Below are 1,735 nucleotides of genomic sequence, written 5' to 3' on the forward strand. Positions count from 1 at the left end.
CGAGAAGGCGAAAACGGCTCTTTTCATCCTCGCGGCGATGGTGCTCGTGGTCACTGTGAGCGAGTCCTTTGGTGACTTGGGTTTGAAAATCGGGTCATGGGAACTGGTCTTCGGAAAGATAACGATGCTCAAAGGGGCCCTTCTGGCAGCCGCCGCAATGCTGGCTTTTCAGTGCTGCACTTTGAGTGAGGCCCGTCGCGCGATTGACTGGCAGGTTCTCGTAGCCATTGGAGCAGCTTTTGGCATTGGGACGGCACTGGAACGAACCGGTGCGGCGGCCTTTGTCGCTCATCATCTCATCCATTGGGTGGGGGAAAATCCCCGTTTGACGCTTTTGGCGATTCACATCATCACGTCGGTGACGACAGAGATGGTCACCAACAACGCAGCCGCTGCGTTGATGTTCCCCTTTGCCCTCGCTACTGCCCAGGAACTGCAGGTCAATCCCATGCCGTTCGTGATCAGTGTCCTCACGGCTGCCTCCGCTTCATTCGCAACTCCTCTCGGCTATCAAACAAATTTGATGGTTTATGGACCCGGGGGTTATCGGTTTACGGACTACCTGAAAATTGGTATCCCTATGAACATACTCGTTACGGCACTGACCGTTACACTCGCCCCGGTCATCTGGCCTTTCCGCCTGTAAATCTTGATTTGTGAATACCCGACCGGTAGAAGTTGCCGTTTCTCAGTTACCAGGTTACACTGGGCACACAAACGACGGGGAACAGACTCCGGCCTGGTCAGATCGATGTCGCCCGCGGGAGGTACTCGCCATGCAAAGTCGGTTCTTATTGTTGTTTCTGGTTTTTGCTGGAGTGACGGCTGCCATCGCTTCTGCTGAATTGCCACCGGTCAATTACGACGAGAGCAAGGTGCCCGCCTACACCCTGCCAGACCCTTTGGTGTGCGAAGACGGCACGCGGGTCAGCGACCCGGGCATGTGGTTTTCCAAGCGGCGTCCCGAACTTTTGCGTCTTTTTGAAACCCACGTATATGGGAAGGCGCCGGGAAGACCGGAGGGCATGTGGTTTGAGGTTCGCGACGTGGATCGCAATGCGCTGGAAGGAAAAGCCATTCGCAAGCAGGTGACGATCCACTTCACACCAAAAGGACAGGATGGCCCTATGGTAGATGTTCTTTTCTACCTACCCAAGGACGCCCCTCGGCCGCTGCCGGTATTCCTGGGGTTGAATTTTCGCGGCAATCAAGCGATTCACAGCGATCCGGGGATCTTCATCTGTCGAAGCTGGGTTCGTGACGGACCGGGCGTCGTTGATCACAAAGCCACCGAGGCGACTCGAGGAATAGCCAGCAGCCGCTGGCCGGTTGAAATGATACTTTCCCACGGTTATGCCCTGGCAACGGCGTATTACGGTGACATCGACCCCGACTTTGATGACGGATTTCAAAATGGCGTTCATCCCCTGTTTTACAGGCCGGGTCAAACCAGGCCGGATCCGGATCAGTGGGGATCGATTGGGGCCTGGGCGTGGGGGCTAAGCCGGATCATGGACCTTATCGAGACGGATCCAGAGCTTGACAAAACGAAAGTGGCGGTAATGGGACATTCCCGGCTAGGCAAAACGGCGCTTTGGGCGGGGGCACAGGATACGCGGTTTGCCATCGTGATTTCCAACAATTCGGGTTGCGGTGGCGCTGCCCTGAGCCGCCGACACTTTGGAGAAACCGTGGCCAGGATCAACACCGCGTTTCCCCACTGGTTCTGTGAAAA

General features: G+C 56.1%; 2 protein-coding genes. Both read left to right on the forward strand.

Features of this window, described 5'->3' with window-relative positions:
• On the forward strand, positions 1–646 hold a 646-nt coding region (locus H5U08_RS17805; RefSeq protein WP_297036196.1), incomplete at its 5' end, for an SLC13 family permease.
• Between the two features lie 130 nt (positions 647–776).
• A partial coding sequence (locus tag H5U08_RS17810) for an acetylxylan esterase (RefSeq protein ID WP_297036199.1) occupies positions 777–1,735 on the forward strand: 959 nt, incomplete at its 3' end.

The organism is Thermogutta sp., assembly GCF_014359955.1.
In the GTDB taxonomy this organism is placed as follows: domain Bacteria; phylum Planctomycetota; class Planctomycetia; order Pirellulales; family Thermoguttaceae; genus Thermogutta.